This is a genomic window from Nonomuraea sp. NPDC050680, assembly GCF_040654555.1.
Taxonomy (GTDB): Bacteria; Actinomycetota; Actinomycetes; order Streptosporangiales; family Streptosporangiaceae; genus Nonomuraea.
Genome location: NZ_JBFAIF010000004.1, coordinates 901,507 through 924,147 on the forward strand (window position 1 = coordinate 901,507; position 22,641 = coordinate 924,147).

At 66.0% G+C, this 22,641-nt stretch carries 21 protein-coding genes and 1 pseudogene; 12 read left to right on the forward strand and 10 right to left on the reverse strand.

Features of this window, described 5'->3' with window-relative positions; translation table 11 throughout:
- Positions 1-142: 142 nt before the first annotated feature.
- Together AB0H88_RS19755 and AB0H88_RS19760 are read right to left on the reverse strand one after the other, a co-directional pair.
- A complete protein-coding gene (locus tag AB0H88_RS19755) occupies positions 143-1,861 on the reverse strand; it encodes a beta-galactosidase (protein ID WP_357646313.1) in 1,719 nt (572 codons plus the stop codon).
- Positions 1,862-1,894: 33 nt separating this feature from the next.
- Entirely contained in the window at positions 1,895-3,037 is a 1,143-nt protein-coding gene (locus tag AB0H88_RS19760; RefSeq protein ID WP_357646315.1) for an ROK family transcriptional regulator, read from the reverse strand.
- Between the two features lie 201 nt (positions 3,038-3,238).
- Here AB0H88_RS19760 and AB0H88_RS19765 point away from each other — a divergent pair, with 201 nt between their 5' ends.
- From AB0H88_RS19765 to AB0H88_RS19780, 4 genes are read left to right on the forward strand one after another with little or no spacing between them, the layout of a single operon-like run.
- Entirely contained in the window at positions 3,239-4,555 is a 1,317-nt protein-coding gene (locus tag AB0H88_RS19765) for a sugar ABC transporter substrate-binding protein (RefSeq protein ID WP_357646317.1), read from the forward strand.
- On the forward strand, positions 4,552-5,466 hold the full coding sequence (locus AB0H88_RS19770; RefSeq protein ID WP_357646319.1) for a sugar ABC transporter permease: 915 nt from the start codon (positions 4,552-4,554) through the stop codon (positions 5,464-5,466). The genes AB0H88_RS19765 and AB0H88_RS19770 overlap by 4 nt, the downstream gene beginning before the upstream one ends.
- The gene (locus AB0H88_RS19775; RefSeq protein WP_357646321.1) at positions 5,463-6,320 is read left to right on the forward strand and encodes a carbohydrate ABC transporter permease; all 858 of its coding nucleotides are present in this window, start codon (positions 5,463-5,465) and stop codon (positions 6,318-6,320) included. Before AB0H88_RS19770 ends, AB0H88_RS19775 begins: the two co-directional genes overlap by 4 nt.
- Before the next feature lie 11 nt (positions 6,321-6,331).
- Positions 6,332-8,443: an alpha-galactosidase gene (locus AB0H88_RS19780; RefSeq protein WP_357646323.1), complete on the forward strand. Its 2,112-nt coding sequence runs from the start codon at positions 6,332-6,334 to the stop codon at positions 8,441-8,443.
- Positions 8,444-8,937: 494 nt separating this feature from the next.
- Here the strand turns inward: AB0H88_RS19780 and AB0H88_RS19785 are convergent, their stop codons facing one another.
- Entirely contained in the window at positions 8,938-9,168 is a 231-nt protein-coding gene (locus tag AB0H88_RS19785; protein WP_357646324.1) for a DUF397 domain-containing protein, read from the reverse strand.
- Positions 9,169-9,198: 30 nt separating this feature from the next.
- Positions 9,199-10,062 (reverse strand): helix-turn-helix transcriptional regulator, encoded by an 864-nt coding sequence (locus tag AB0H88_RS19790; protein WP_357646325.1) that lies wholly within the window; start codon positions 10,060-10,062, stop codon positions 9,199-9,201.
- A 649-nt stretch (positions 10,063-10,711) separates the two neighbouring features.
- On the opposite strand from AB0H88_RS19790, the gene AB0H88_RS19795 reads away from it, so the two are divergent.
- From AB0H88_RS19795 to AB0H88_RS19810, 4 genes are all read left to right on the forward strand, one after another.
- Entirely contained in the window at positions 10,712-11,173 is a 462-nt protein-coding gene (locus tag AB0H88_RS19795) for an ATP-binding protein (RefSeq protein ID WP_357646327.1), read from the forward strand.
- Between the two features lie 410 nt (positions 11,174-11,583).
- Positions 11,584-11,772 carry a hypothetical protein gene (locus tag AB0H88_RS19800; protein WP_357646329.1) on the forward strand — a complete coding sequence of 63 codons (189 nt, stop codon included), beginning with the start codon at positions 11,584-11,586 and terminating at the stop codon, positions 11,770-11,772.
- Between the two features lie 315 nt (positions 11,773-12,087).
- Entirely contained in the window at positions 12,088-12,465 is a 378-nt protein-coding gene (locus tag AB0H88_RS19805; RefSeq protein ID WP_357646331.1) for a transposase, read from the forward strand.
- Between the two features lie 16 nt (positions 12,466-12,481).
- Entirely contained in the window at positions 12,482-12,607 is a 126-nt protein-coding gene (locus AB0H88_RS19810) for a hypothetical protein (protein ID WP_357646333.1), read from the forward strand.
- A 923-nt stretch (positions 12,608-13,530) separates the two neighbouring features.
- On the opposite strand, the gene AB0H88_RS19815 is transcribed toward AB0H88_RS19810, so the two are convergent.
- Together AB0H88_RS19815 and AB0H88_RS19820 are read right to left on the reverse strand one after the other, a co-directional pair.
- Complete coding sequence (locus tag AB0H88_RS19815; RefSeq protein ID WP_357646335.1) at positions 13,531-13,929, reverse strand: hypothetical protein; 399 nt, start codon at positions 13,927-13,929, stop codon at positions 13,531-13,533.
- An 18-nt stretch (positions 13,930-13,947) separates the two neighbouring features.
- Positions 13,948-16,554 carry a DNRLRE domain-containing protein gene (locus AB0H88_RS19820; protein WP_357646337.1) on the reverse strand — a complete coding sequence of 869 codons (2,607 nt, stop codon included), beginning with the start codon at positions 16,552-16,554 and terminating at the stop codon, positions 13,948-13,950.
- An 844-nt stretch (positions 16,555-17,398) separates the two neighbouring features.
- Between AB0H88_RS19820 and AB0H88_RS19825 the strand changes: the two genes are divergently transcribed.
- On the forward strand, positions 17,399-17,557 hold the full coding sequence (locus AB0H88_RS19825; RefSeq protein ID WP_357646422.1) for a hypothetical protein: 159 nt from the start codon (positions 17,399-17,401) through the stop codon (positions 17,555-17,557).
- Positions 17,557-17,661 (forward strand): annotated as a pseudogene (locus AB0H88_RS19830) (IS5/IS1182 family transposase); the annotation flags it as partial. The gene AB0H88_RS19825 and the pseudogene AB0H88_RS19830, both read left to right, overlap by 1 nt.
- 329 nt (positions 17,662-17,990) lie before the next feature.
- Here the strand turns inward: AB0H88_RS19830 and AB0H88_RS19835 are convergent.
- Positions 17,991-18,272 (reverse strand): hypothetical protein, encoded by a 282-nt coding sequence (locus AB0H88_RS19835; RefSeq protein ID WP_357646339.1) that lies wholly within the window; start codon positions 18,270-18,272, stop codon positions 17,991-17,993.
- A gap of 121 nt (positions 18,273-18,393) precedes the next feature.
- Between AB0H88_RS19835 and AB0H88_RS19840 the strand changes: the two genes are divergently transcribed.
- Positions 18,394-19,002 carry a hypothetical protein gene (locus tag AB0H88_RS19840; protein ID WP_357646341.1) on the forward strand — a complete coding sequence of 203 codons (609 nt, stop codon included), beginning with the start codon at positions 18,394-18,396 and terminating at the stop codon, positions 19,000-19,002.
- A gap of 213 nt (positions 19,003-19,215) precedes the next feature.
- Here AB0H88_RS19840 and AB0H88_RS19845 read toward each other — a convergent pair whose 3' ends face one another.
- A complete protein-coding gene (locus AB0H88_RS19845; RefSeq protein WP_357646343.1) occupies positions 19,216-19,881 on the reverse strand; it encodes an AIM24 family protein in 666 nt (221 codons plus the stop codon).
- Positions 19,882-20,125: 244 nt separating this feature from the next.
- Between AB0H88_RS19845 and AB0H88_RS19850 the strand changes: the two genes are divergently transcribed.
- Positions 20,126-20,395, forward strand: coding sequence for a DUF1876 domain-containing protein (locus AB0H88_RS19850; protein WP_357646344.1), 270 nt, complete (start codon positions 20,126-20,128; stop codon positions 20,393-20,395).
- A gap of 116 nt (positions 20,396-20,511) precedes the next feature.
- Here AB0H88_RS19850 and AB0H88_RS19855 read toward each other — a convergent pair whose 3' ends face one another.
- Both AB0H88_RS19855 and AB0H88_RS19860 read right to left on the reverse strand, forming a co-directional pair.
- Complete coding sequence (locus tag AB0H88_RS19855; protein WP_357646346.1) at positions 20,512-21,915, reverse strand: HAMP domain-containing sensor histidine kinase; 1,404 nt, start codon at positions 21,913-21,915, stop codon at positions 20,512-20,514.
- On the reverse strand, positions 21,912-22,619 hold the full coding sequence (locus AB0H88_RS19860; protein WP_357646348.1) for a response regulator transcription factor: 708 nt from the start codon (positions 22,617-22,619) through the stop codon (positions 21,912-21,914). The genes AB0H88_RS19855 and AB0H88_RS19860 overlap by 4 nt, the downstream gene beginning before the upstream one ends.
- Positions 22,620-22,641: the final 22 nt, after the last annotated feature.

Sequence of the window (22,641 nt, forward strand, 5' to 3'; positions counted from 1 at the left end):
GGGGTCGAAAGCTCTCACTTTTTAGCAAGCAGCCAAGCTCTTAACAAGACTTAGGTTAAAACTCACAGGCAGTTGCGTTAAATAACACTCACCCTTCTCACAGAACAGGTGCCGGGCGGCTACCGCGACGCGCGAACCGGCGCTAGACGCCGGCCTGTGCCAGGACGTTCGCGAGTCCGGACGCGTCCAGCTTGGTCGAGACATACCAGGCGGTGCCCGCGCCCGCCTGGTTCCGGGTGACCGCCGGGCCGCCGCCGACGTAGGTCACGACCGCCGTGGCGCCGGCCAACTGGACGGTCTCGCTCCAGAAGGCGCCGACCGTCCCGTCGGACAGCGCGACAGGGCCGGCCAGGGGGCGGAACTCCTCGACGCGGACACCGAGCAGGTCGCGCAGCGCGCCGGGATAGCCGCCCAGCCGGACGCGGGTGTCGGGGTCGGCCATGCCGCTGAAGTACGACACGATCAAGGTGCCCCCGCCCTCAACGTACGCGGTGAGGTTGGCGACGGCCTCGTCAGAGATCAGGTACAGGGACGGCATCAGCACCGCCCGATAGGGCGAAATATCGTGAGAAGGGTGGACGAAGTCGGTGGCGAGGCCCCGCTGCCACAGCACCCGGTGCGCCTGCTCCACCGACGCGCGGAAGTCCAACCCCGTCACGGGCAGGGCCGGGTTCCGCAGCGCCCAGGCGGCCTCGTCGTCCCAGAGAATGGCCACCTCGGCCTCGGCGGGCTCCGCAGGCGGAAGGGCGCTGAGCGTCCGGCCCAGGTCGGCGATCTCGCGGAAGACCCGGCTGTCGGCGCCCGCGTGCGGGACCATGCCCTGGTGCCACTGCTCCGCCCCGCCCTGGGAGGCACGCCACTGGAAATGCAGCACTCCGGTGGCCCCGCGGGCCACGTATTCCAGGCTGCGCCGCGTGTGCTCTCCCGGTTCCAGCGGGAACGTCCCATCAGGGACGTACATGGCCGCGACGCCCTGCTCCATCAGCAGCCACGGCTTCCCGCGCGCCCAGGAGCGGGCCAGGTCGGAGGCGAAGGCGACCTGGGCGAGCCCGCCGTCGCCGGGCTCGTCGGTGTAGTGGTCGATGCCCACGAGATCGACCTCGGCCGACCATTTCCAGTGGTCCAGCGGCGTCCACCCCGCCATGACGTAATTGGTGGTCACCGGCTGCCGCCCATGGACGCGCAGGATGTCACGCTGCTCGCGGTAGTGGGAGAGCAGCGCGTCGGAGCAGAAGCGGCGGTAGTCCAGCAGATGGGCGGGGTTCGACCGGTACTGGGTGGTCCGCGGTGGCGTGATCTGCTCCCACGCCGAGTAGTGCTGGCTCCAGAACGCCGTGGTCCACGCGTCGTTGAGCGCGTCGAGGGACTTGTGCCGGTCACGCAGCCAGGCGCGGAAGGCCGTCGCGCAGTGATCGCAGTGGCAGGTCGTCCCGTACTCGTTGTGCACGTGCCACATGGCCGTCGCCGGGTGGGCGCCGTACCGCTCGGCGAGCGCCGTCGCGATGCGGCGCGAGGCCGCCCGGTAGGCGGGCGCGTTGACGCAGTAGGTGTCACGGCTGCCATGGGTGAGCCGGGTCCCGTCGGCCCGCACCGGCATCGCGTCCGGATGGGCCAGGCCGAACCAGGGCGGCGGAGAGGCCGTCGGGGTCGCCAGGTTGACCTGGATGTCGTTGTCGTGCAGCAGGTCCATGACGCGATCGAGCCAGCCGAAGTCGTACACGCCCTCCGACGGCTCAAGCCGGGACCAGGAGAAGACCCCCACGGTGGCGAGGTTGACCTTCGCCTCCCGCATCAGCCGGACGTCCTCCAGCCAGACCTCCTCTGGCCACTGTTCGGGGTTGTAGTCTCCGCCGAAATACATGCTCTCTCCAACTGGGAGTGTCACGGCCGCTGATCAGTCGCTGCCGGTTACGAAATTCTGGATGGCCACGACCGCGCCGCCACGGGCCCATTCGCGAAAGTCGTCCACTTCGATCAGCACGTCGACCGAGTTCGTCCGGCCGCGCCGGTTCGCGCTGAGCGCCCGGTCGAGTCCGTCCTTGGCGACGCGGGCCAGCTCCACACCCTCACCGGCCACGATCACCGTCTTGACCATGGAGAACGTCGCGACGTGGGCGATGAGCCTGCCGAGCGCGTCTGCGGCTTCGGTGACGACGCCGAGGCACACCTTGTCCCCTTCCGTGGCCAGGCGCATCACCTCCTCGTACGTCACCGGCCGCCGCAGCCCCTGCCCGGCGGCGGTGACGATGGACTCGCTGGCCAGGTAGGCGGAGGCGCAGCCGCGGTGGCCATCCCCGCACATCGGCCCGCCCGCGTTCAGCACCAGGTGGGCGAACATGCCGAGGTCCGACTCGGCCGCCGCCACCAGATGATCGTGTACGACCAGGGCGTAGCCGACTCCCGCCCCGATCGAGACGAGCGCGAAGTCGCGCAACCCGCGGGCCGCCCCGAACCAGTGATGCTGGTGGCCCAGCGCCGCCACGTCGTTCTTGACCACGCACGGGATGCCCAGAGCCTGCTCCAGCAGTGACTTGAGCGGCACCTGGCGCCAGCCGAGATACGAGGAGTCGACCAGCCGCTCACCGCCGAGCTGGGCCGCCGAGCGGGCGTCGCCGCCGAGCGTAACACCGGCCCCGACAGGCGTCCGCTCGCCGCCGGACAGCTCATCGAGCAGTCCCCTGATCTGGCGGCACACGGCCTGGGGGCGGTGGTCGGAGATCGGCTCGTCGCGGGCCGCGACGATCTGTGCGCGCAGGTCGGTGACGACCGCGTGGACGCGGTCCGCGGTCAGCTTGACGCCGAAGAAGCAGTGCTCGCCCGCGGCCACGTCCAGCGGGCGGGTCGGACGGCCGTTGACCGGGTCGTGGACCACGTCGCCTTCGATGAGGAGCCCGGCGTCGACCATGGGCTTGGTCAGCCGCGTCAGGCTGCCGGTGGACAGGCGCAGGGTCCTGGCCAGCGCGGTCCTGGACTGAGGACCGTGGATGATGAGCTCCTTGACGATGGAGCGTGCCGCGTCGGGCAAGACGTCCCACATGCCGCACCATCCTTGAGGCTCCACCCGCATCACCGCCAGCCTTTCTCACTTGATTTCGCAGCAAAGCTAGCATGTCCACCAAGTCACGACGTGTTCACATAACACGCATGAAATCTATGCACAAGTAGTGACATGCCTCTTACCTTCTCCCTAGGTTGGCTCTGTTACAAAGCCAGTCCGCTTTGTAGGAAGAAGGCACGAATGCGTATCACGAGGCTCGCCGGCTCAATCGCGGTGCTCAGCACGGCTGCCGTCCTCACGGCCTGCTCGTCGGGCACGTCCGGGAGCACCGGCACCAGCACACCGGCAGCGGCCAGTGGGCCGGTCACGCTGGAGTTCTGGTGCTGGGGCACCACTCAGAAGTCCAAGGTCGAAGCGTTCAACAAGTCCCACCCGGACATCCAGGTCAAGCACACCGACGTGGGAGGCGGCACGGACACCGCCGCCAAGCTGCTCACGGCGACCCGGGCGGGCAACGGCCCCGACGCCGCCTGCATCGAATACGAGACTCTGCCTTCCATGATCGTGGCCGGGGCGCTGGCCGACATCTCCGCCCACACCGGCGACGTCAAGACCGCCTTCAGCCCGGAAGTGTGGAACCTGACCAGCTTCGACGGCGCCGTGTACGGGGTGCCGCAGGACGTCGGCCCGATGGTCCTGGTCTACAACAAGAAACGTTTCCAGGAACTGAAGATCGAGCCGCCGGCCACGTGGCAGGACTTCGCGAAGGTCGCGGCGGACGTACGCAAGAAGGACCCGGAGACCTACCTCGCGACCTTCGCACCCGCGGAGTTCGGCAACTTCGCCGGGCTGGCCCAGCAGGCCGGCGCGTCCTGGTGGAAGGTCCAGGACCAGACGTGGACCGTGGGGATCGCCGACCAGGCCTCCCTCGCGGTGGCCGACTTCTGGCAGGGGCTCATCGACAAGGACCTCGTCAAGGCCGAGCCGCTGCTCACCCCGGAGTGGAACAACAAGCTGAACAAGGGCAAGATCCTCACCTGGCCGAGCGCGCTGTGGGCGCCGGGCGTGCTGTACGGCATCGCGGAGAAGCAGGCGGGCGACTGGGCCATCGCGCCACTTCCTCAGTGGAAGGAGGGCGACGACCGGGTGGCCTTCCAGGGCGGCTCCGCGCTGACCGTCACGAAGACCTCCAAGCACGCCGAGGCCGCGGCCACGTTCGCCAAGTGGATGAACACCGACAAGGCGGCGTACGACGTCCAGATCGAGCTGGGTGAGTACCCGGCGTCGCTGGCCGGGCAGCAGGCCGCGAAAACCAGCGCGCCGCCCAAGCTGACGGCGAACCAGAAGGACTACTGGGACATCGCCACGAAGGCGGCTCAGCGCACGATTCCGCACATCAGCTGGGGCCCGAACGTCAGCACCGCCGGCAGCGCCTTCCAGGACGCCGTCGCCACCGCGGTCCGTGATCACACCCCACTGCGGGACGCGCTGACGAAGACGCACAACCTCGTGGTGGCGGACATGAAGTCCACCGGCTTCAAGGTCGCCGGCCCATGACCGCCCTGCCCAGGGCGGAGCGCAGGTCCCGGGCGCCTTATCTCTTCGTGGCGCCCGCCGTGCTGCTCTTCGTCGCCTTCCTGGCGGTCCCCATCGGCTACGCGATCTACCTCAGCGCGCGCGGCCTGAGACTGACCGGCAAGGGCATCTTCGGCACGCGCGAAGAGGTCTTCGTCGGGCTCGACAACTACGTCAAGACGCTCACCGATCCCGCGTTCTTCGCCGGCTTCGGCAGGCTCGCGATCTACGGCCTGATCAGCGTGCCGCTCACGCTCGGGCTGGCGCTGCTGTTCGCGCTGCTCCTCGACCACGCCGGTTCGCGGGCCAAGAGGTTCTCGCGTACGGCGATCTTCATCCCGTACGCCGTACCCGGCGTGACTGCTTCGCTGCTGTGGGGCTTCATGTACCTGCCCTCGACCAGCCCGTTCAGCTACCTGACCCGGGAGCTGGGGCTGGGCGAGATCCCGTTTCTCGGGCCGGGCGGCATCTACCCGTCACTGGCCAACATCGCGGTGTGGGGCGGCGTCGGCTTCAACATGATCATCATCTTCACGTCGCTACGCGGCATCCCGGCGGAGCTGTACGACGCGGCGCGCATCGACGGCGCCTCCGAATGGCAGATCGCCTGGCGGGTCAAGATCCCGCTGGTGGCGCCGGCCCTCGTGCTCACCGGGTTGTTCTCGCTGATCGGAACGCTGCAGGTGTACGGCGAGCCGACCACCGTGAAACCGATGACGCCGGAGATCTCCGGGGACTGGGTGCCCTTGATGCACATCTACCGCGACGCTTTCGTCCGCGACGACCTGGCGCTGGCCTCGGCCGCCTCCGTCCTGCTGGCGGTGGGCACGCTCGTGGTCTCGGTCGTGCTCCTGAAGGTCACCCAGAAGCGCGCGTTCGGAGGTATGCAATGAGCGCCGCCAACAGCGTGCTCACGCACCGGCGCGCCCAGATCCTGCCCACCATCGTGCTGCTCCTCGGCTCGATCTACTGCCTGGTGCCGGTCGCCTGGGTGCTCGTGGCCTCGACCAAGTCGAGCGGCGAGCTGTTCTCGACGTTCACCTTCGCGCCGGGGACGGGCCTGCTGGACAATCTGCGCGACCTGTTCACCTACAGGGACGGCCTCTACCTGCGGTGGACGGCCAACAGCGCCCTGTACGCGATAGCCGGCGCCGCGGCCTCGACCCTGATCTCGGCGCTGGCCGGGTATGCCATGGCCAAGTACGAGTTCCGCGGCCGGAGCCTGCTGTTCTACGCCATCCTGGCCGGCGTCCTCGTGCCCGGCATGACACTGGCCATCCCGCAATATCTGATCATGTCCGAGCTCGATCTGGTGGGCGGCTACTGGTCGGTCCTGCTGCCGAGCCTCATCTCCCCGTTCGGCATCTACCTGGCCAGGGTCTACGCGATGGCCTCCGTTCCGGACTCGACGATGGAGGCGGCCAGGATCGACGGAGCGAGCGAATATCGCATCTTCGGCTCGATCGGGATGCCCATGATGGTGCCCGGCATGGTGACGATCTTCCTGCTGCAGTTCGTCGGGATCTGGAACAACTTCCTGCTGCCCTACATCATGCTGTCGGACGAGTCCAAATTCCCGATCACCGTGGGCCTGTACACCGTGCTCAGCAAGGGTTCGGGCCAGCCCACCCTGTACGGCATCGCCATCGTGGGCGCCGCCGTGTCGGTGATCCCGCTCATCGTCCTGTTGCTGAGCCTGCAGCGCTTCTGGCGGCTGGACCTGCTCAGCGGGGGACTGAAAGGATGAAAGCGCCGCCCATGGAGATTCTGCACTTCAGAGCCGCCGGCGTGTCCGTGGTGATCGAGTGTCCGCCCGATGCCCTGCCCGCGATCCTGCACTGGGGTCCGGACCTGGGCCTCCTAGAGGACGAGGCGCTGGCCCACCTGGCGGCCGATCTCCGTCCGCGGCTCGACGTCAGCGTCGACGTGCCCGTACGGGTCCCGCTGGTGCCCGAGGCGCGTACCGGCTGGATGGGCCTGCCCGGCCTGTCCGGGCATCACCTGGGACAGAACTGGTCCCCCGCCTTCACCAGCGTCGCCTACCAGCGGACCGGGCAGACCCTCACCGCCACCGCCAGGGACGAGCACGCCCGCCTCGGCCTCACGATCATCATCGAGCTCGGCGACTCAGGCCTCCTGCGGGCCCGGGCGGACCTGCGCAACGAGTCCGAGTCCCCCTACACCCTGGACGCGCTCAACCTCGCCTTCCCCGTGCCCGGCACCCCCACGGACCTGCTCGACCAGGCCGGGCGGTGGGCCAAGGAACGCATCCCGCAGCGCCGCCCCCTCACCACCGGCATCCACCTGCGCGAGAACCGCCGCGGCAGGACCGGCCCCGACGCCGCCACCGTCCTCATCGCGGGCACCGCCGACCTGGGCTTCCGGCGCGGCGAGGCCTGGGGCCTGCACGTCGGCTTCAGCGGCAACCACCGCTACTACGCCGAGCGCACCTCCAGCGGCCGGACCATGCTGGGCGGCGGCGAACTGCTGCTGCCCGGCGAGATCATCCTCGCGCCGGGTGAGAGCTATCCGAGCCCCTGGCTCTACGCCACCTACGGGCGCGGCCTGGACGCCGCGGCCCGCCGCTTCCATGAGCACCTGCGCGCCAGGCCCGCGCACCCGTCCGGGCCCCGGCCCGTGATGCTCAACACGTGGGAGGCCGTCTATTTCGAGCACGACCTCGACCGCCTGCTGGAGCTGGCCGGCCGGGCGGCCAGGATCGGGGTCGAGCGGTTCGTACTGGACGATGGCTGGTTCCACGGCCGCCGCGACGCCCGGGCCGGGCTCGGCGACTGGACCGTGGACGCCGCCGTCTGGCCGGACGGGCTGACGCCGCTGGTCAAGCGGGTCAGAGAGCTCGGCATGCAGTTCGGGCTCTGGTTCGAGCCAGAGATGATCAACCCGGACTCCGACCTGGCCCGCGCCCACCCTGGCTGGATCATGCGGACCGGCGACCGCCTGCCGCCGCTCGCCCGTGATCAGCAGGTGCTGGACCTGACCAACCCCGAGGCGTACGCCTACGTCAGGTCGCGGCTGCTCGCCCTGATCCGCGAGTACGACCTCGACTTCATCAAGTGGGACCACAACCGCGACCTCGTGGACGCGGGCTCCACGGCGACAGGCGGCCGGGCCGCCGTCCACGCCCAGACGCACGCCGTCTACCGGCTGCTCGACGAGATCAGGGCCGAGCACCCGCGCCTGGAGATCGAGTCCTGCTCGGGCGGTGGCGGCCGGGTGGACCTCGGCATCCTGGAGCGTACCGACCGCGTCTGGGCCAGCGACTGCATCGACCCTGCCGAACGCCAGCAGATCATGCGCTGGACCGGGCAACTGCTGCCGCCCGAGCTGATCGGCAGCCACATCGGCGCCGGCCGCTCCCACACCACCGGCCGCCGCCACGATCTCGCCTTCCGTGCCGCCACCGCGTTCTTCGGCCACAACGGGATCGAATGGGACCTCACCACGCTCACCGACGGCGAGCTGGACGACCTGGCCTCGTGGGTCGCCCTGCACAAACGGCACCGCCACCTGCTGCACACGGGCGTGGTGGTCCGCGTGGACGACGCTCCCGAGTGTGTGCAGGCCCATGGCGTCGTCGCCGCCGACGCCTCCGAGGCCGTCTATGAGATCGCCATGCTGGACCGCCCGTCCACCTGGCCGCCGGGCCGGCTCCGGCTGCCCGGCCTCGACCCGGCGACGGTCTACTCGGTCCGCCCGCTCATGCCCGTGACCTCGCACGGGACCGCCCCGGCCTGGACGACCGGCGACTTCGCCCTGCCCGGCTCCGCGCTGGCCGGCTCGGGCATCGCCGTGCCGCCGCTGTTCCCCGACGAATCCGTGCTGGTCCACGTCGTCGCCAGGAGCCGCTGAGAAGGTCGCGGACAATCCCGAGCCGTCACTAGGCAGCGCCGCACTGCTCCTTTGATACCTGCGGCTTGGTCTCCCGTTCTACGGACGGACCGAGTAGGTGCGCTGTCCGACGCTTCCCACCACATGCCTGGCCTGGTCATTCCGTCTGCGTCGCCCCGCTGCCGGCAGCGCATGCCGGGGACCGGAAGGTCAAGCCCGTCTTCGCGTGTACGTTAGCCGGTTGTCGTTTCTCGATCATGAGATGCCAACGGCCAGAGACGGGCTTGAGCTGGAGGGCTCGGCGTGCATGCCTCGGGCGGGGTGATGCGGGCGGAATGACCAGGCCCTACCCCAGCCAGATACGGCGCTTGCCTTGGCATCGGAGATCATTCCGGAGCGGAGCCCCCGCCGGAGGCATAATCAAAATCCTGCTGCGTCTCCGTCAGTGTAGGAGAACGCCCGATCGCCACGCAGGCAACCGGGCGCTTCCTCTGAAGGCTGGACTATGTGCGTACTTATTCATCCAGGTCGAATTGACCAAGTTGGGCACCGCCGATGAAAGCCCGCCACTCAGCAGGCGTGAAGATGAGTACCGGTCCCTGGCGGTCCTTGCTATCACGAACGGCCACGACGTCGCTCAGGTTGGTGGCAACCTCCACGCAGGCTCCACCATCGCCATTGCTGAGACTGCTCTTACGCCATTCGGCATGAGACAGGTCTATAGGAGGTTGCGTCTTAGGGTTCATCCCGATGGACCTTCTCTCTAGTGCGCCCAACTATGTGATCTCTTTCGCCACTTGCGCGATGAAGGAGCGGGAAGCTTCGGCTGGTAGAGCTGAGGCACGCAGGTGGTCGAACACCACCATGTAGGAGTCTATTTCAGGACTTTTTTCCAGATACAGACTACCTGTCTGATACTCGATGTATACGACTGCGCCCGCTGGCGGCGGGAAGCTGAGGGCGTGAAATCCGCCGCCCATCGCTGCGTGCGCTCCAGCGGTGAAGGGAAGCACTTGAAGGGTTACGTTGGGAAGCTTGGTAGCCTCCACGAGCCGTGCGAGCTGCGCACTCATGATCTCCGGTCCCCCCACCACGCGGCGAATGACTGCTTCGTTGATCACCGTCCAGAGCTGCGGCGCTTCTGCTTGTGTGAGCAACGCCTGCCGAGCTGTACGTACGGCAACCATCTGCTCAATCTCGTCATCGGTTCTGCGCTGCTTGGCTCGATGTAGGGCTCGGGCGTAGTCCTCCGTCTGGAGGAGACCAGGGACAAACTCGCTCTCATAGATCAACAGCGAAGACGCCTCGGACTCCAGACCCAGGTAAACCTGGAAAGACTCGGGAACTGCGTCGCCGTACGCCTGCCACCAGCTTCGTTGCCGTGCTTCCCGGGCAAGCGCCAACAAGGGTTCGGCGTCGGACCGTGCGAGCTCGTACACCGCGAGCAGGGCTCGAACATCGCTCGTTCTGACTGCGCGCTTGGCAGTCTCGATCCGGCTGAGCTTGGTTGGGTGCCAGTCGACCTCATCGGAGACCTGTTCGAGCGTGAGACCACGCTCTTCGCGCAAACGACGCAATTCGGCAGCAAGACGTCGGCGGCGAACCGTGGGGCTCTGCATCGGTATCAGGACCTCTTTCATTGCTCAGCCAGTCTGCCAGTCCAGCCGGCCAAATGCCCATCCTTTGGACAGTTGCCATTTGGCACTTGCCACATGGCGTTCGCTGCCCGACACTAGCCATGTTGACAGCAGACGAGAGTGCAGTTGCGGAAATCTACTTAACGCTTCGTAGCGATGCAGTCGCAGCACGCTATCCGCAGCAGACCTGAGACCGCACGCGGTCGCACGCAGGAACGGCCCTCGACAGAGAGGAAGCCTCGCCGTGAGAACGAAGGGGGCGCATCTCCCGGTCGCTGGCGTCGGTGACGAAGTTGCGCATCGTCCTTGCCAACTCGCAAGATGCACGACCCGCAACGGAGCCGGCAACCCTCGTCATGAACAACCCCTGACCCCAAGGGAGATCCGTTATGCGGTGCTTCGATCACGATGAGGAACAGCTCATTCACTTGGTGCGATTGCTGTGGGATCTCTCTCGGCTCGGGCTCGGGCTGGCCCTGGAGTGGCCTCGAAGGGACGAGCCGTTCATTTCCATTCCTCGGGCGCGTGGGGCTTTGCGGGTGCGGGCTGCGTTGAGAGGTGATTCCTGGGTCTTCACCTGGGGTCATGGTCGGGGTCGGTGGGTGGCTGCGTACGACGAGGACGCGGTTGCACGGGTCTGGGAGGAGACGCAGTGACGGAGCGGTTTCTGGCCGAGATGGTGTTCCCCGGCGATGCCTGGGTGGTGCCGGTGGTTCGCCGCAGCGTCGCGGCGATCCTGCTGGGTGCGGGTCATCGGGACGTGGACAACGCGCGGTTGATCGTCACCGAGTTGGCATCGAACGCGATTCAGCACACAGCCTCGGGTCGCAGTGGTGGCCTCGTCGCGGTGGATGTCATCGGTATCGGTGCCGACGTGGCGCGGATCGAGGTGACCGATGACGGGGCCCGCACCATCCCGTGTCCGCGCGCGTCCGATGACCTGGACTGTCGCGGGCGGGGCCTAGAACTGGTCGAGCAGATCTCGACCACATGGGGTATGCGGCGGCTGGGCGCTGGCCACCTCACAGTCTGGGCGCAGTTCGCCACGGTGACGCGCACCGCGTACCTGTGCGAGGCGACCGGCAAGGCTCTGACACGAGAGATCGGGGCGTGATCTGAATGGTTCTTTGGGAGTTTCCGCCGCTTGAGCAGCCCGAAGCGGCCAGATGGCGCAGTGGCGCTGACAGACCGCGTGGATGTGGCGGGCCTCACGTCAGCCCGCGGACATCGCATTACGAGCAGGGGGTGTGGACCGCCCCAAGCCAGGATCCGGAGACTGACTTTCTCCTTCTGCGGACCTGCGCCTGTCAAGGGACTTCTTACGAGCTGTGGCAGTCGGGTTGTTCGCGGTTCATCCGCCGGGTCCGGATGGAGGGGCGGACGACGGCGGCGGAAGAGAGTCCGCGATGGGATGGCGGGGTGGCCATGGCGCAGTGGACTGCCGTGCTGATGGGACACCTTCTATGAGGTGGGTATCGGTGCAGGCCAGCGGGCGGGGCCGCCCTGTCTAAGGTGGGGCTGCTTGTGACAAGCCTGAAGGTTCCGGGTAACCAGGTGATGATCACGGAGCTGATGCACAGTCCAGTGATGACGCGCTTCTTCGGAGATCAGCTTGAAGGCTGGTGCGGCAACACCGCCGTGGTGCGACTCGACGGTGCCCGTGCGATTGGCCACAGGGAGTACGTCGTTGGTCAATCGCTCTGGATGACCTGACCGTGATCGAGGCTGATGAGCACGGTCGCGTTCGGGAGACCGTCTATCGCCTGGGTGTTACGGGCCGTGGCCGGAGGACCGTTCAGCATGCGGTGCAGCCGGAGACGAGTACGGGCCTTTGCGGGGTTGAGGTGCGGCCGTTGCCGTTCACCGATTGGTCCCTGTGATGTGCCGCCTCGGCCTACAGAGGCTGCACCAACTGCGTGGCCCCGCCTGTCCAAATAGACAGAGCTAGCAAAAAGGCATGAAACTCTGTGCTGAGGGCGGGAAGGAGACATCCCTTCGTGGGAGCAAGTGAACAGGATCCGCGGATCCTTGACCCCGAGGTGCGCGAGCGGGCCGGCGCCCGTCGCGCCGGTGGTCACGGTGTCGGGCAGCGGGTCGGGAACGGTGATGATCGCCGGGTTGATCGCCATCAAGCCCGACCGCACGCTGCGGCTGATCTACCGGATCCGGCTGCGGCGAGGTCGCAAGGGCGAGCGCAAGTCCTCCTCCGAGACCGACTACGCAGCCCTGCTCGGTGCCGCCCACCAGCAACTGGGCAGCCCGATCGTGCTCGTGTGGGACAACTTGAACACCCACCTCAGCGCGCGGATGCGGGAGTTGGTCGAGCGTCGTGCCGGGCTGACGGTCATCCGGTTACCCTCCTACGCCCTCGAACTCAACCGGTCGAGGCGGTCTGGGCCCATTTGAAATGGTCCTGGCCAACTTGGCCAAGGAAACCCTGAACGAACTCGCCCGGCTGATCAAGACACGACTGAAAAAGATGCAGTACCGACCCCAGCTGATCAGCGGCTTCATCGCCAAGACCGGCCTCGATCTCAAGCCCTCATAACCTCAGCCTTCAAAGCTCTCTAACAATCCCAAAATCCCTTTGCTCAGCAGATATCGGCGCATCTATCCAGCAACAACATCCGGCTCAGCGGCAGGCGTGGATGGATACGATGGCTTGACTGGGTCCAGGGCGAGCTCGGATGGGGAATCTATCGCCACGCCTGTGGCCAGGTCAAACTCGTGCACCACTCCCGTGGACGCAACCCAGCCAGTGCCTGCCATTTCACGTGCTGGGCATGATGTCGAGTTCCGTGAATGCCCCATGGCATGTGCACGACACATGGTTGTCCTCTGGCGGATATTCAGGGAAGGTGGCTTGGCCGCGCCCGATGACCAGCCCTTTGCCGTCCCGAAGAGTGGCCCTGACCGTCTGGCGCGAGTAGTCAGTAGCTTTTCCAGGGAGCACAACGCCGACAACGGGAAGCTGCGCGCCGGAGGTGTCGGAGGAGGAATGCGTCACACTGGGAGGAACCCATGCCCCTCTCTGGCAGAGGCCGCGTTGGTCGCACACCTCATACGTCTTCCCTGTGGCGACGATCGACTGCTGAGCATTGACCTGTACGCGGTTTCCTGGGCATGGTTTGCAGTTCACCGTGGTTCTACAGGCGGCCAAGATGACGATGACTCCCGTTGCGGAGAACAGCATGCGGAGTCGTGGCGCTCGGTCTGCATTGACTCCTCGCCGTCTGACGGCCATGCTGTTCTCCAAAATGACGGTGACGAAGTTGATTATGTCATGGTTGGTCGCAGGCTAGTGCTGTGACCGGAAACTTCTGCCGTGTCGCCGGCGCTCGCTTGCCCGCGCATGGGCAGGGCCGCCAACCCGGTGAACCTTTCCGGTCACCGCACTAGGGACGAATGCGGCCAGGCAGAGCGAAGAGGGCCGTACGGGCATCTATCTTGCCCGTACGGCCCTCCGTTGCACTAGAACCTCGGAACAACTTGCTGTGTTGCCCGGTCTATAATCTGCCGCCCATTCAAGGGGTTGTTCAGATCAAAGCGAACCTCGCGTTGGTATCCAATGGATAGAGTGGCGATGCCTTCTTCCCATGGGAAGCGCGGTTCGCACTCATTGCGGGCCTCTACGCCAATCACTACCTGATTGCTGGTCTCGGAAACCTGTTTGCTGGTGACCACTTGGCAGGAGGTTCCATCAGGCGCTGGTTCGCTGGTGAGAATTATCGCCGTTATTGTGCGACCATCTGCTCCTACAACGGCGGATTCGATGGGGTACCAGTGCGCTTGCTGGCCACATCCCGTAGAGAGCGCGATGCAGATTGCCGCTACTGTAAAACCCAGCATGCGGGTCGCATAAATCGCCATTGCCTGCTCTCGATCGTATTAGCTGACTTTCCGCTTTTTGATGTCGCCGCCAAAAAGTTCGGTTGCAACTCGAATATCCGTGAAATATGCAGTACAGGGCCCGTTGGCGATTTCCTTGCCTCCGCTGATTATGCCCTTTGCTGTGATGTAACCTTGGGCGGGCCCGTCTGCGACGATAGTGTAAACAGGGCCGCCGGAGTCGCCGGGTATGTTACACCGCCCCCACTTGGAGCCCTGTACGACTGGTCTAACATACTCGACGGTTGGATCCGTTTTTGAGCTACGTGCTTCGAGGACTGTATCGGGGTCCTCCACTACCCATCCGCACTCCTGCTGCGTCTTGTAGCCGCCGGTGCAGTATTCGTCATTGCTTCTGGGGCTGCGACTCCATTTGCCAGCTACTGGAGCCTTCTCGCTATCCGAGAGATTGTTGCTGATAAAGATTGATGCGGTTCCGACGCGCTGAGTGAGCTTCATGCGCCCCAAATCCCCGTAGAGCCTCTTCTTTGCCCCAGCGGGGACGGTGCCCTTGTCTTTCGTGTACGTTGTCCCGGCTGGCTGCCCGAGAGCATTGCCGTCAGTTAGCCCAACGAGGGCATCCGCGGGTAAGTTCGTTGGGAGGCAATGCCCTGCAGTGAGATAGTAGTTATCGGACTTCGTACCCCATGCGAAGGCGGTGGAGCAGTATGAATCGGGAGTGCGGAAGCGGCTCCCGCCGTTTATATAGTAGTCCACACCCAAGGGCCATCTGGAATTCTTGACGATACCGTCCTTCAGACGGCAATCGAGTTCCCTGCCTTGGCTATCGTTCGAGCACTTGAACGTGGGGAGGTCCGGGTCGTCGTCCGCCATGCTCCCGACTAAGGTCGATGCGGGCTCGATGCCAGGGCGGAGCCAGATGGATACTGTAGTTGCACCATAGCGTTCTGCGAGCTTTAGCCGTAGCTCCGGGGTGACTTCACTTGCCTGCACCATCACCAGATTACGCGCTTCCCAGATAGAGCTCTCGACCATCTTGTCAGCACCAGGGATTTCGCTGTCCAGGGTGAGAATCTCATGCGCAATCGACCGGAGCCTGGAGGCGCTGTTGCTAACCATCGGAATGCGTGAGGTGAAGTTGAATGGCTCGGTGGCACCTTGTGCGCCCTCGCCGTCTTCGTCGGTTTCATCGGCACCGTCGTAGCCGCCGGTGAAACTCCATTCCGCGCCGCCATTGCTGAGATATGCGGTGCCTACGAGCGGTGGCGTAGCTGTGTCGCGCCCGGCGGTTGTGACAGCTGGGGTCACGACCTCACCACTCACCATGTCCACCAGGGGCGGTGCGAGATCATCTGACTTTTCTTCGACACGGGCATCAGCTGCATCCAGGGCGTGAGCTTGCCCTTCTGCGATGGGCATTCCTCGGCGCCACATATGGGGAGCAGTGAACACCTCGACACCGTCAGCCCCCGCAGGGCTAATGATTGTCGGCTCGCCAAAGCTCTCGAACGTGGCTGTCAGTTTGGGAGTTGTGTCGGGCTGACCGTACTCCGCCGATGCAAGCTCGCGCCAGTCGTCGTCCCCACTTGCTTCGTTGGCGCCACGTAGTTCGAGCCCGTAGTTGCCGCCCGAGGCCCAGCTCTGCATGATGCTCGTGACCGGCCATTCGAGCCGGCCGGCGCCGCACTCGGAGGCGTGCGCATCGGTGATCGTCTGGGCGCCTTCATCTGCCGAAGGCGGTTTGTTCGCCCAGGTGAGGTTGTTAGGATCCCACTTGCTCGTCACCCTGCGCACCTGAATGCCGGGAATCGTGTCGCCACAGCCTGGCGCATCGGTGTTGAGGATGGACAGTTTCGCGTCCACTACCTGCTTGCCGATGAGGCCCTTGGTGTCGAATTTCAGGTAGACCCTGTTGAGGCTGCCAAAGATTGAGCCCGCAGCGAGGAGGGGGCGCGTCGGGTCAGCAACTGCGCCATCGTCCGCCACATCTACGTCGGCATCGCTGGTCGTAAGGGTGGTTGCGATAGTGAGCGGATACGTGACCGTCGAGTCCTGAAGCAGCGACTCATTGACCTCGAAGATCAACGATTTGCCGGCGTTGCCGGTCTTTAGGGTCGGTTTGGCCCGCTCTGATCTGTCTTTGGCGGCTAGGGCGTGCTGGCTGTCTGCCGACTCGGCGAAAAGTGTGGCGCCGAAAGGGCGTGTGACCTGGCGGCCAGAGGCATCCGCGAGTTCGACTCGGCCGTCCTTGCGCGTTTGGAATTTGAGGCCCTTGCCCCTCACTGGGAGACTGATCTCCAGAGATTTGGCTGGCCTCGTGCGTAGGACGATCTCTTGGCGATACCCCGTCGGTAGGGCGGTGAGTACCAGGTCAGCTCCGAGACCTGCCGCATCGGTATACGTCGCCTTGTTGCCTGCTACGGTGGGGCGTGGCAGCGGAGTCGGCCAGATGAGGCTGATGGCTTGCTTCTCGTCAGCGCCGAAGGTGACTGCCGGCAGATCGGTGCCACCTGGGGAGAACGCCGTCTCTGTTTTGGCGATCTTGGGCTTGAGGCTGCCATCCCTCTCGCTGAGAGTGGTGTCGATCCATGCCCAAGCGCCGGTGGCCTGCTGCTTTACCCGTACAGGCTGAGACCAAGTCTCCATTGTGATGCGTCCGTCAGGATGACGCGTAGCGCGCATCGTCTCGGTAGCCGCACCGAGCAGTTCGACGGATCGGTCCGGGTCTTCGTTTACAAGGCGGACGGCTGTTGGTGGGGCAGCTAATGCTGGCGGCTGGAAGAGCGTGAGGCTGCCAGCCAGGAGAGCGCTTCCGGTAGCGACGTGTAACAGGCGTCGTGCAGGTGTGGAGGGGTTCCTCACTCAATCGCCCTTTCGTTGATCTTGTAAGGCATTGTCAAGCTACAAGAAAGCTTCCTTCCGTGCAATAGGTAATGAGTCAGACATTCGGCCCACCAAGACGGTGGCTGGGGCTGGCAAATCTAGGCTGCTGCTGAGCATCTGCAGGTGGCCTGCACATATAGCTCGCTCGCTGGAAGCTGGGCTTGGCCGCTGGTGCCATACGGTTCGTTGCGGGATGTCCGGCGACGACCTCGATGCTTCATATGTCTCACTCATGCGAGGCGAAGAAGAAGAAGAAGGCAAGAGCGGCCCGGCGTGCCGGGCACGACGCGGTGTCGATCGCGGTGCAGGGTGGCTGGTCACCCACGTCTAGTGCTGTGACCGGAAACCTTTGCCGTGTCGCCGGCGCTCGCTCGCCCGCGCATGGGCAGGGTCGCCAACCCGGTGAACCTTTCCGGTCACCGCACTAGCCCGACTAATAGTCCGCAGGGCAGCGGTGTGACGCGTACGTGGGTCGAGGCTGGGCCGTCGCCTCCCTGGTTGCTTTCCACGATCCAGAATTCGTATTCGCGTGGATGCTCGGGGTCACCATCCAGGGAGGTGTACCAGGTGAAGTTCTTGTTGGGGGTCGGGTCGGTTTTCTGTACTGATGGTCCTGGACGACGAGTTGGCCGAGGCTCTGGAAGAGGCCGCCGAACAGGAAAAGGGGATAGGTCAAAGGGGCAATTCCCACCCCGGCGACCCTGGCGACGGCGACGGGGACGGGGACGGGGACGACGGTTACGACGGCGGCGCAGGTTCCGGCTGAAGGCCGCAGCGCTGGGCCGCTCGCGGGGCGGGCTGACCAGCAAGGTCCATCTGGCCGCCGACCGGCGATGCCGCCCGCTGTCCTTCGTCCTCACTCCAGGTCAAGCGGGAGACAGCCCGCAGTTCCGCGCCGTGCTGGAACGCATCATCCGAACGGGTTACACCCCTGCTCGTCGGGAGTGGGGAGGCCGGCGGAATGACCGTAGGCCCACCCATAGGGCGAGCATGAGCGATCCCTTGCTAGTCGAAGCTTCGTCTCATTCCAGAGCCACCACGCCGCCCATGATCACATCGCGATCTGCCGCACAGCCCGCGTTCGGGCCCACCGTCACGATCTTGGAACGGTCGTGCCCCGACCTCACACGACCGGCCCGACGACCACGCACAGGTCAATAAAAATAAAGCCGAGATGGGAAAGCATATGAACCAGTAAATCACTTGCCAATCTTCCAAGTTGCGCCGTAGCAGATGGGCGGCCCATACATAAAGGTCTTTCCCGCTTGGGCATGCGCGATCAGGGTATCGGCCGCCGGCGCACGGGAACACCGATCCGCTGGGATACTGAGGCTCATTCCATCTTCCGGCGCAATGGTGGCGAAGGGAGCAGCCTCTCCCTTCCATTGAACAGTGATCGTCTCGCCCGTTTGATTTGCGATATAAAACTTCTCCCTATCGGTCGGCGTACTACAAGCACATAAGAGGAAAACGATCCCCATTGCGAGGCAACTTAAGCTAGAACGAAAGCGATAGCCAGGCTGGGCGGATATATTCTTCCACATAGAATCTCCAAAAAATGGGCGCGAGTACATACAGAATACCCTCGCGTGCCACCAATGCATGGAGATCGTTCTGAGTTCGGAGCCGGTGAGGGCCGGGGTGGGTGGCTTGTCCGGCTTGCTGAAAGAGTTGGCGAGCCTCGTGGATGCGCCGGTTAAGCGTTTCGGGCTGCTCCCACAACACGTGACAGGCACCGCGGCCACCTACACCGGACTGACCAACGGCTACATCACCTTACGCCGAGAACTGTTACTGCACCACATCACCGTGATGACAGACATGTGCCGGCCTGCGGTGGCACCCGATGCCGGCACATGCTTTTCTGGAAAACGAACATGTGCCGGCCAAGGGGGTTTCGTGAGAAAAATCATCCCGTCAGTGACACTCGCGGTGTTGATCGTCGCCCTCACTGCCTGCCAGCCACGCCCAAGCCGGTGGGTGGACATCGAGAACCGCACAGGTGAGACCGTGTCGGTGAAATGGCTCGGCGACACGATCTACAGTCGGCAGCTTCCCCCCGGGGGATCGGACCGGATTCCGGTCGTGTCCGGAGGCTGCCTGCGTAATGGAGCCGAAGACGTGATCGTGGGCGAGACTGCCAGTGGACGGCGTTTCACCTTCGGCCCGCCCGCCTGCAAAGGTGGAAAGTGGACTCTGCCGGCCAGCTGATCCACGAGGCTGGACGCAGGGCGCACGTTGGAGACCATGGCCGGGGTGAACGCTCCGGCCATCCCTGGACCCAGAGGTTATTTATTAGCAAAAGGACCTGCTCAACAGACACCTCGGCGCGTGACTATCCGGTTACGACGATTTGGACGGCACATACCGGATAGGCGGGCTGGACCGGCGGGCCGGATGTGCAGGCGGAGGGGTTCCGGGTGGCTACTGCGACTTCACCACCGGCACGCCCTCGCTCGCCTGCACCAGCACGAACCCCTGGCCCTGGAAGGCCAGCTGCATGGCCTCGCCGCTCCCCCGGCCGATCAGCGCGCCGACCTTGATCGTCCGGTTCACGCCGACGTGCAGCCCGGTGCTCCAGCAGACGGCCGACTGCCCGTCGGCGTACGTCGGCATGGCCGCGGCGTCCAGCAGCACCGGCGTGCCGTGCGTGGTGACCGCCACCCACCCGGTGCCGGTGAGCGTGGTGTTGAACAGGCCGCCCGCCGCGACGCCCGCGCCCTGCACCCGCTGGATGTCCCAGGTGAGCTGCGGCTGGAAGGCCAGCAGGTTACGCCCGTTGACGGTCAGCCCCTCGTTCTCCAGGTAGAACAGGTGGATGTCGTCGGCGTTGTCCGCGAGGTAGAGCAGGCCCTGGCCGCGTACGCGCATCAGTGCCGCGCCCTCACCCGTCATGGCCTTCTTGAGCAGCTTGCCGATGCCGCCCGCGCCCTCGTACTCGAAGTCCATCTGGCCCTGGAAGGCCACCATCGAGCCCTGCTTGGCCAGCACCTCATGGGGAAGCTGGACCCGGAGCATCTTGCCGTTCGCCAGAGCGAACCCGGCGGGAACCTGGCGCGGATCAAGATTGTCGAAGACGGAGCTGCGCATGATCGACCTTTCGGTGAAGAGGTCCCGCCAGCGTAGTGACTCCGGGGGTCAGGCCAGCGGCTCGTCGCCGAGGTCGCGCAGCGCCAGCCCGGCATAGCCCCGGAGGTCGCCAGTCGATCGTGTCGAGACTCGCCAGCATGCGGACATGCTGGCAGATGGCGCATGCCAGTGTCCGGAAGTCCGTGACACCGCATTCCCTGGGGGCAGGTGCCTTGTACGTACCGAGGACGTACAGGGAGGCATCATGCGGAGCAAGCAGTGGACCGTGCAGATCTACATCAGCGAGGACGACACCGATGAGCGCACGCTGGCCCGTGCGGTCCTGTCCGCCGAGGACAGCGGGTGGCATGAGAGTGTCGGCGTGGCCAGGCGTAACCCCGATGACCGAGCGGTGCCGGAGATCGGCGACGAGCTGGCCGCGGGGCGGGCACTGATGGACCTGGCCGACAAGCTCCTCGGCGACGCCGCCGAGGACGTGGCCCGGCTCGGCGGCCCGACGGTCGAGGCCCGTTGACGCGTACGAAGGCGCCCGGTGGGAAGCCCGGTGGCAAGCCAAGTGAGAAGCCCGCCGGGTAGCCCGCCAGGCGCCTTCACGCTCAGCCCTCCAAGCCGGAATCCGGTCCTTCACGCTCAGCCCTCTGAAGGCAGGAGCAGCCGGAACTCGGTCCGGCCCGGACTGCTCCGTACGTCCACCGAGCCACCGTGCGCGACCACCACGGCGCGGACGATCGCCAGCCCGAGCCCGGCCCCTCCGGTGGCGCGTGACCGGCCCTGGTCGGCGCGGGAGAACCGCTCGAAGATCTCTTCCTCCAGCCCGGCCGGCACGCCGGGACCGTCGTCCTCGACGGTGACCTCCACCGCGCCCGGCAGCCTCCGTACCGCCACGACGACCGTGGTGCCGTCCGGAGTGTGGACGCGGGCGTTGGTCAGCAGGCTCGCGATCACCTGGTGCAGCCGGAGCGGGTCGCCGGTCACCGTGACGGGGTCCTCCGGCAGCTCAAGCCGCCAGCGGTGGCCGGGACCGGCGGCCCGCGCGTCGCCCGTGGCCTCGATGGCCAGGCGGGACAGGTCGACCTCCTCCCGGGCCAGCGGCCGTCCCGCGTCGAGCCGGGCCAGCAGGAGCAGCTCGTCGACCAGCTCGCTCATCCGCCCCGACTCGGCGTCGATCCTGCCGAGCGCGTGCCGTACGCCGTCCGCCATCGGCTCGTCGCCGCGCAGGGCGAGCTCGGCGTGCCCGCGGATCGCCGCCAGCGGGGTGCGCAGCTCGTGGCTGGCGTCGGCGGCGAAGGCGCGCAGCCGCTGCTCGACGGCGTGCCGGCGGCCCAGAGCCGCCTCCACGTGGCCCAGCATGCGGTTGAACGCGGCGCCGACCTGCCCCGTCTCGGTGCGCGGGTCGGTGTCGGGTACGCGTTCGGCCAGGGTCACCTCGCCGCTGGCCAGGGGCAGCTCGGCGACCTTGCGGGCCGTCGTGGCGATGCGTTGCAGGGGGCGCAGCGCCAGCCGTACCCACAGGGCGCCCGCGACACCCGTGACGGCGAGCGCGCCGGCGAACATCACCAGCTCGAACAGCCACAGGCGGTTCAGTGTCTCCTCGACACCGTGCAGGGACAGCCCGGTGATCAGGACGTCGCCGTCCCGGCCCGCGGTGGCGACGAGCCGGTAGTCGTCCAGCTTGGACAGGTCCACGGTCTGCGGCGGCCCCCCGACCGGCAGCGCCGCCAGGATCGCCTCGTCGTCAGGGCTGAGTCCGGGGTGGGTGCCGTCCCGCTCCGACACCACCGCCGCATGGGTGACGCGGCCGTCGACCAGCCGCGCGCCGAACGTACCCCGCGTCTGTCCCCGCGTGTCCTCGCCGTGCTCCAGGCTCTCGGCGAACCGGGGGCCGTCGGCGGCGATCTGCTGGTCGACGCGGGCGAGCAGGAACCGGTCCATCGCCACCGACGTGGCGACGCCGACGGCCGCGCACGACAGCGCGAGGAGGACGAGCAAGCCGGCGATCAGCCGGGCTCTGAGCGTGCGAGGGACGAGGTTCACGGCTTGAGCACGTACCCGACGCCGCGCACGGTGTGGATCAGCGGCCGGCGGCCCGCGTCGATCTTCTTGCGCAGGTAGCTGATGTACAGCTCCACGATGTGGGCCTGGCCGCCGAAGTCGTAGGACCAGACGTGGTCGAGGATCTGCGCCTTGCTGAGGACCCGGCGCGGGTTGCACATGAGCAGCCGCAGCAGCTCGAACTCGGTGGGCGTCAGCTCGATCGGCGTACCGGCCCTGCTCACCTCTCTGGCCTCCTCGTCCATGGACAGATCGGCCACGACGAGCCGGTCCTCGGTGCCGGGCCGCGCCATGCCCGCCCGGCGCAGCAGTCCGCGCAGCCGCGCGAGCACCTCGTCCAGGCTGAACGGCTTGGTCACGTAGTCGTCGCCGCCCGCCGTGATGCCCGCGACCCGGTCCTCGACCGCGTCACGCGCGGTCAGGAACAGCACGCACAGCTCGGGCCACAGCGCCCGGAGCCGATGCATGAGCTCCAGCCCGTTCAGGTCGGGCAGCATGACGTCCAGGATCGCGGCGTCCGGCGCGAACTCCTCGGCCGCGCGGATCGCGGCGGCCCCGCTCGCCGCGGTGCGTACCTGCCAGCCTTCCTGGCAGAGCATCTTCTCCAGCACCTCGAGGAGGTCCGGTTCGTCGTCTACGACGAGCACGCGGATCGGTGTGCCGTCCGGGCGCAGCAGGCTGTTCATGTTTCCCCCTCTTCATCACAAA